Source organism: Dietzia sp. DQ11-44 (assembly GCF_014145205.1).
Taxonomy (GTDB): domain Bacteria; phylum Actinomycetota; class Actinomycetes; order Mycobacteriales; family Mycobacteriaceae; genus Dietzia; species Dietzia natronolimnaea.
Window position 1 is genome coordinate 1 of record NZ_JAALEC010000096.1, and the last position, 6,257, is coordinate 6,257.

At 68.8% G+C, this 6,257-nt stretch carries 6 protein-coding genes and 1 pseudogene; 4 read left to right on the forward strand and 3 right to left on the reverse strand.

The genetic code is table 11. From position 1 onward, the window contains the following. Positions 1–442, reverse strand: a pseudogene (locus G6018_RS02875) (adenosine deaminase); the annotation flags it as partial. Further along, positions 439–1,908 (reverse strand): amino acid carrier protein, encoded by a 1,470-nt coding sequence (locus tag G6018_RS02880; protein WP_182610108.1) that lies wholly within the window; start codon positions 1,906–1,908, stop codon positions 439–441. The pseudogene G6018_RS02875 and the gene G6018_RS02880, both read right to left, overlap by 4 nt. A 56-nt stretch (positions 1,909–1,964) precedes the next feature. Here G6018_RS02880 and G6018_RS02885 point away from each other — a divergent pair, with 56 nt between their 5' ends. Next, the gene (locus G6018_RS02885; RefSeq protein ID WP_347237777.1) at positions 1,965–2,855 is read left to right on the forward strand and encodes a patatin family protein; all 891 of its coding nucleotides are present in this window, start codon (positions 1,965–1,967) and stop codon (positions 2,853–2,855) included. 76 nt (positions 2,856–2,931) lie between these two features. On the opposite strand, the gene G6018_RS02890 is transcribed toward G6018_RS02885, so the two are convergent. After that, positions 2,932–3,084 carry a hypothetical protein gene (locus G6018_RS02890; protein WP_182610107.1) on the reverse strand — a complete coding sequence of 51 codons (153 nt, stop codon included), beginning with the start codon at positions 3,082–3,084 and terminating at the stop codon, positions 2,932–2,934. 235 nt (positions 3,085–3,319) lie between these two features. On the opposite strand from G6018_RS02890, the gene G6018_RS02895 reads away from it, so the two are divergent. The 3 genes from G6018_RS02895 (at position 3,320) to G6018_RS02905 (ending at position 6,138) form a co-directional block, all read left to right on the forward strand. After that, positions 3,320–3,505: a hypothetical protein gene (locus G6018_RS02895; RefSeq protein WP_182638665.1), complete on the forward strand. Its 186-nt coding sequence runs from the start codon at positions 3,320–3,322 to the stop codon at positions 3,503–3,505. Between the two features lie 159 nt (positions 3,506–3,664). Next, positions 3,665–5,359, forward strand: a complete 1,695-nt coding sequence (locus tag G6018_RS02900; protein WP_182638666.1) for a nitrite/sulfite reductase — start codon at positions 3,665–3,667, stop codon at positions 5,357–5,359. Beyond that, positions 5,356–6,138: a phosphoadenylyl-sulfate reductase gene (locus tag G6018_RS02905; RefSeq protein ID WP_017837640.1), complete on the forward strand. Its 783-nt coding sequence runs from the start codon at positions 5,356–5,358 to the stop codon at positions 6,136–6,138. Before G6018_RS02900 ends, G6018_RS02905 begins: the two co-directional genes overlap by 4 nt. Positions 6,139–6,257: the final 119 nt, after the last annotated feature.

Consider the following 6,257-nt stretch of genomic DNA (forward strand, 5'->3'; position numbering starts at 1 on the left):
CGTGCGCGCGCGCGGCGCCGCGGTCGATGCTCACGATGGCGCCGGTCCACACCCCGTGGCGCCGGCCGGCCTCCGCGACGGCGGGGAGGATGAACGCCAGGGCGTCCTCGGCCGTGTCGAAGGCGGCGGACTTGTCCGGGATGGAGGCGAACTCCAGTGCCACGACGCCCTGGGCGGCGGCGTCGGCCACCACCTCGTCGAGCAACCGACCGAGCCGCTCCGGGGTCCTCAGGAGCGAGATGAGCAGGCCGTAGGCGTCGAGGAAGCGGGTGAAGTCGGGGAACTCGACGAGCGGCGGGACCTCCACGCCGTCCTCGGCACACCACTCGCGCATGGTCTCGGCCCGCATCGCGGCCTCGAGGTGGACGTGCAGGTGCGCCTTGGGCAGGGCGGCGAAGCGCTCGTACGCGGGGGAGTGCGCGGCCGGTGCCGGGTGGCTCATCCCTTCGGTTCGACGTCGCGCGCCTCGTCGGCGACGTGCTGCAGCGTCATGGGATCGGAACCGTCCCAGGACGTGACGTTCCGGGCCTGCGGCAGGTCGTCACGGTGGAACACCGGGTTGTGGCCCTTGGCCTTCTGCCGCAGGTAGTGCTGGAGCAGGGCCACCGCGAGACCGCTGAGCGGGATGATCGCGATGAGGTTGATGGTGGCCATGACTCCCATGAACAGGTCCGCCATGTTCCAGATGAGGTCGACCGACCCCAGGCAGCCACCGAGCACGGCCAGGATGACCAGCACGCGGAAGACGCGCAGGGCCACGGGGCTCTCGCGCAGGAAGCGGATGTTGGCCTCGCCGTAGTAGGAGTTACCGAGGATCGAGGAGAAGGCGAGGAAGAAGATGACCACCATGAGGAAGGGCACGCCCCAGTCGCCGACCTGTGAGGCCAGTGAGTCCTGGGTGAGGGTGATGCCCTCGCGGTCGCCGCCGAACTCCGGGTTGGCGAGCAGGATGATGAACGCGGTGGCCGAACACACGACCAGGGTGTCGAAGTAGACGCCGAGCGCCTGCACCAGGCCCTGCTTGACGGGGTGGGAGACGGAGGCGGTGGCCGCCGCGTTGGGGACCGAGCCCATGCCGGCCTCGTTGGAGAACAGTCCACGCCGCATGCCCTGCATGATCGCCGCGCCGATCGCGGCGCCCGCGACCTCGCGGAAGCCCAGGGCGTGGCCGACGATCAGGGAGATCATCTCCGGGACCTCGGTGATGTTGATCGCCACCACCACGAGGGCGACGACGATGTAGGCGATCGCCATGAGCGGGACCACGATCTCGGTGACCGCGGACAGTCGCCGGATGCCGCCGAAGATCACCGCGCCGACCACCAGTGCCAGCACGACGCCGATGACCAGGCCGGACCCGAGCCCCTCGAGGCCGAACTGGTTGCGTACCGAGGCCGAGATGGAGTTGGCCTGGACGGCGTTGAAGACGAAGCCGTAGGTCACGGTGATGATCACCGCGAAGGCGACCGCCACCGGCTTCCACCCGAGGCCGTCGCGGATGTAGTAGGCGGGGCCGCCGATGTAGGAGTCCTTGCCCCGGACCTTGTAGAGCTGGGCGAGTGTGGACTCGACGAACGCGGTGGCGCCTCCGATGATCGCGAGCACCCACATCCAGAACACTGCACCGGGTCCGCCGACCGTGATCGCGATCGCAACGCCGGCGATGTTCCCGGTGCCCACGCGGGAGGCGGCGGAGACGGTGAAGGCGCGGAAGGCGGAGATGCCCTTCTTGTCCGGCTCGATGTCCGAGGGCTTCTCGACGATCGTCCTGAACATCTCCGGGAACATCCGGATCTGGACTATCAGTGTGGTGAAGGAGAAGTACAGGCCGGCGATGACGAGTAGCGCGATGACCGCGTACCAGTAGACATCGTTGACGGATGCTATGAAGTCGGCGAGAGCGCTCACTCGGGAGACGGTAGTCGATCATCGCTGATGTGACGATGCGACTTACCCTGGGTGTCGTGACCGATTTATCGCCCACTGCTCCGGATGTCGCAGTCCTGTTCGAGGGCGGGGGGATGCGGGCGGTCCACACGGCGGGGGTCGTGGAGACGCTCATCGATGCGGGCATCCACGGTGGGATGGCTGCGGGGATCTCCGCTGGGGCCACGCACGTGGCCAACTATCTGTCGCGCGAGGGCGTCCGCGCGCGGAAGAGCTTCGTCGAACTCGCGGCGGACCCCAACTTCGGGGACTGGCGCAGCTTCGCCCGGGGGAAGGGGCTGTTCAACGCCGAGTACATCTACGAGCAGACCGGTCTGCCGGACCAGGTGTTGCCGTACGACTTCGACACGTTCTCCAGCAGCGGCACGGCCGCGAGGATCGGGACCTTCCGGTGTTCGGACGGTGCCACGGTCTTCTGGACCGAGGAGGACGCCTCGAGCATGCCGGAGCTCATGCGGATGGTCAGGTCGTCCTCGACGATGCCGGTGTGGATGCCGCCGGTGCTGATCGACGGCGAGTACTACGTGGACGGGGCCCTGGGCCATGACGGCGGGATCCCGCTGTCCGCGGCGCGGGAGGCCGGATACGAGAGATTTCTGGTGGTGCTGACCCAGCCGAGTGGATACCGGAAGATCCCGCCGCGGCGACTTACCCCGTTCTACCGCTCGTACTTCCGGCGGTTCCCGGCGGTGGGGGAGGCCCTCCTGCACAGGTGGGCGCTCTACAACGAGACGCTCGACGAGATCGAGGCTCTCGAGGAGTCTGGCGACGCGGTGGTGTTCCGTCCGGAGCGCGTGTTGATCCGGAGTTACGAGCGCAGGGTCGACCGTCTCGCGGAGGCCTACGTCCTGGGGAGGGAGCAGGCGCGGCGAGAGGTCGACGTCTGGCTTGAGTTCTGCGGGATGTGACGGGCGCGCGAGATGACACGCCCTGCGAAATGCGAAGCGCCCCGGTGGCGGACCACCGGGGCGTGTCGAGTTTCGCTCAGGAACCGAAGAGCGCCGCGCCTCCGGCGAGGGTGCCGAGGATGTAGGCGGGCAGGCCGAGGAAGCCGTCGATCGCTGCCGAGCCGGTGCCCGTGTCGGGAAGGAGATCGGCGGAGCCGCTGGCGAGGTTGGCCCAGAATTTAGAGAACATGTGATGTCCTTTCGAGAGAGGGTGCCCCACGGGGTGGTGGGGTACGTCACTCACGGCACGGACGAATGCCGACCGTTTCCACACTTCGTCTGCCGAGACAAAGCTTCTCAGCGTATTCGTAACAGTTTCGCTGCGGGGTTCCTACTTGATGAAGATCGTCCTATAGTCGGACCAGGGCGACCGAGATGTAGTCCAAGGGGTGGGCTGACCAGGGCCGCTCTGGAAGGAGTTCATCATGTTGGGAAGTCTCTATGAGGTCGCCGGTTCGTCTATTGAGGCGACGGCCAGCCTCGCCCAAGATTCGGGATCGACCCTGGTCGATGTAGCCACCGCTCTGCCGACGTTGGTTCTCGCCTTGCTGTGGGAGACCGTGTTCGGTGTCGCCGAAGATCTGGGGTCGACCATCATGCCGCCGGTCTGACGGGCCGTACGGCGATCTGATTCCCAGCCGCCTCCCGTCGTGGGGGGCGGCTGATCGCGTGGGTGGGGCCTGCGCCGCCGACGGGTGGGGCGAGTGCGGGGGCGGAGTCCGCCGTGCGACATTAGACAGACCGGTCTGTCGACCGCTACCCTCGCGGACATGACCGGTACAGACGCCGCCGCCCGCCCCGCTCGTCCCGCCCGCGCCCCCAAGCCGCAGGGCCAGTGGAAGATCGACGGCAAGCTCACGCTCAACCACAACGAGGAGTTCAAGCTCACCGACGACGCGCTCAACGTGCGCCAGAGGATCCTCGACACCTACTCCAAGGAGGGGTTCGCCTCCATCCCGTCCGACGACCTGTCGGGACGGATGCGCTGGTGGGGCCTGTACACCCAGCGCAAGCAGGGGCTGGACGGCTCGCGGACCTCCAAGCTCGAGGCCGACGAGCTGCAGGACGAGTACTTCATGATGCGGGTCCGGACCGACGGCGGCGCGGTGACCACCGACCAGCTGCGGGTACTGGCGGGCATCTCGACCGACTTCGCCCGCGGCACCGCGGACATCTCCGACCGGCAGAACATCCAGTACCACTGGATCGCCATCGAGGACGTGCCCGAGGTCTGGCAGCGGCTCGAGGACGTCGGGATCGACACGGTCGAGGCCTGCGGTGACTGCCCGCGCGTGATCCTCGGCAGCCCGGTCGCCGGCGTGGCCGAGTCCGAGATCCTGGACCCGACCCCGGTGATCGCCGAGATCAAGGCCAAGTACATCGGCACGCCCGAGTTCTCCAACCTGCCGCGCAAGTTCAAGTCCGCCATCACCGGGCACCCGAGCCTCGACGTGGTCCACGAGATCAACGACATCTCGCTGGTGGGCGTCCGGCATCCGGAGCTCGGCCCGGGCTACGACCTCTGGGTGGGTGGCGGTTTGTCCACCAACCCGCAGCTCGCCACCCGCATCGGCGTGTTCGTCCGCCAGGAGGAGGCCGCCGAGGTGTGGGCCGGCGTGGTGGGGATCTTCCGCGACTACGGCTACCGGCGCATGCGCACCCGCGCCCGGCTCAAGTTCCTCATCAAGGACTGGGGTGCCGAGAAGTTCCGCCAGGTCCTCCAGGACGAGTACCTGGGCCGCGAGCTCCCGGACGGACCCGCTCCCGAGCGTGGCGTGGGTTCGGGCGACCACGTGGGCGTCTACGAGCAGAAGGACGGCCGCTTCTACGTCGGCGCCGCCCCCACCGTCGGCCGCGTGGGCGGCGAGAAGCTCTCGCAGGTCGCCGACCTCGCCGAGGCCGCGGGCTCCCACCGGGTCCGCTTCACCCCGCACCAGAAGCTGCTCGTCCTGGACGTCGAGCCGGAGAAGGTCGAGGAGTTGGTCGAGGGACTGGCCGCCATCGGGCTGCACGCCCGCCCGAGCTCGTTCCGCCGCTCCACCATGGCGTGCACCGGCATCGAGTTCTGCAAGCTCGCCTTTGTCGACACCAAGGACACCGCCACCGCGCTGATCGGCGAGCTCGAGAACCGGTTCGCCGACGACGCGCCCCTGCGCACGCCGTTGTCGATCCACCTCAACGGCTGCCCCAACAGCTGTGCGCGCATCCAGACCGCCGACATCGGCCTCAAGGGCCAGCTGCTCGACGGCGACACCCCGGGCTTCCAGGTCCACCTCGGTGGCGGCCTGGCCTCCCAGGACCAGGAGTCGGGTGGGCTCGGCCGCACGGTCCGCGGACTCCGCGTGCCGTCCGCGGACCTGCCCGACTACGTGGAGCGCGTGATCCGCAAGTACATGGAGACCGGTGCCGACGGCGAGACGTTCGCCGAGTGGGCCCACCGTGTGGAGGAGGAGGTTCTGGTATGACCGCAGTCGCACTCGATCTGCTGCCCCGCAGCACCGTCCTGACCCCCGGCCCCGGCCGGCGTCGGACCACCGAGGAACTCAAGGCCATCGCCGAGGACGCGGCGCGTCGATTCGACGACCGCGGGCTCTACGGCCACCACGGCGAGGTCGACCCCGCCGAGGTCCTGGCCTGGGCGGGCGAGACCTTCGGCGACGCCCTCGCCGTGGCCTGCTCGATGGCCAACACCGTGGTGCCGGAGATGACCGCGCAGTACGCCCCGGGAGTGGACGTGCTCTTCCTCGACACGGGGTACCACTTCTCGGAGACCATCGGCGTCCGGGACGCCCTCGCGTCCACACCGGGCCTGAACGTCGTGGACGTGCGCAGCCCCGCGAGCCGTGAGGAGCACGAGGCCGCGCTCGGCCCGCGCCCGTTCGAGACGAACCCGGAGCTGTGCTGCCGCCTGCGCAAGGTGGAGCCGCTCGACGCGGCGCTGTCCGGATACGAGGCGTGGATCACCGGTCTGCGCCGGGTGGACACCGACCACCGCGCCGGAGCGGCGATCGTGGAGTGGGACGCCAAGCACTCGATGATCAAGATCAACCCGCTCGTGGCGTGGACCCTGGATCGCGTCCACGCCTACGCGGAGGAGCACGGGTGCCTCCTCAATCCCCTGCTCGACGACGGCTTCCCGTCGATAGGCTGTGAGCCGTGCACCCACCGCGTCGAAGCCGGAGCGGATCCGCGCTCAGGTCGCTGGGCCGGTTCCTCCAAGACCGAGTGCGGCATCCACCTGTGACGATCGCGTTCGCTGACGCCGCCCCCGCGGCCGAGCGGCCGGCGGCACCCGCGTTGGACGGCCTCCCCCTGACGGTGGGGCTGTCCGCGCGCGAGGTGCTGGTGGTGGGCGCGGGGCCC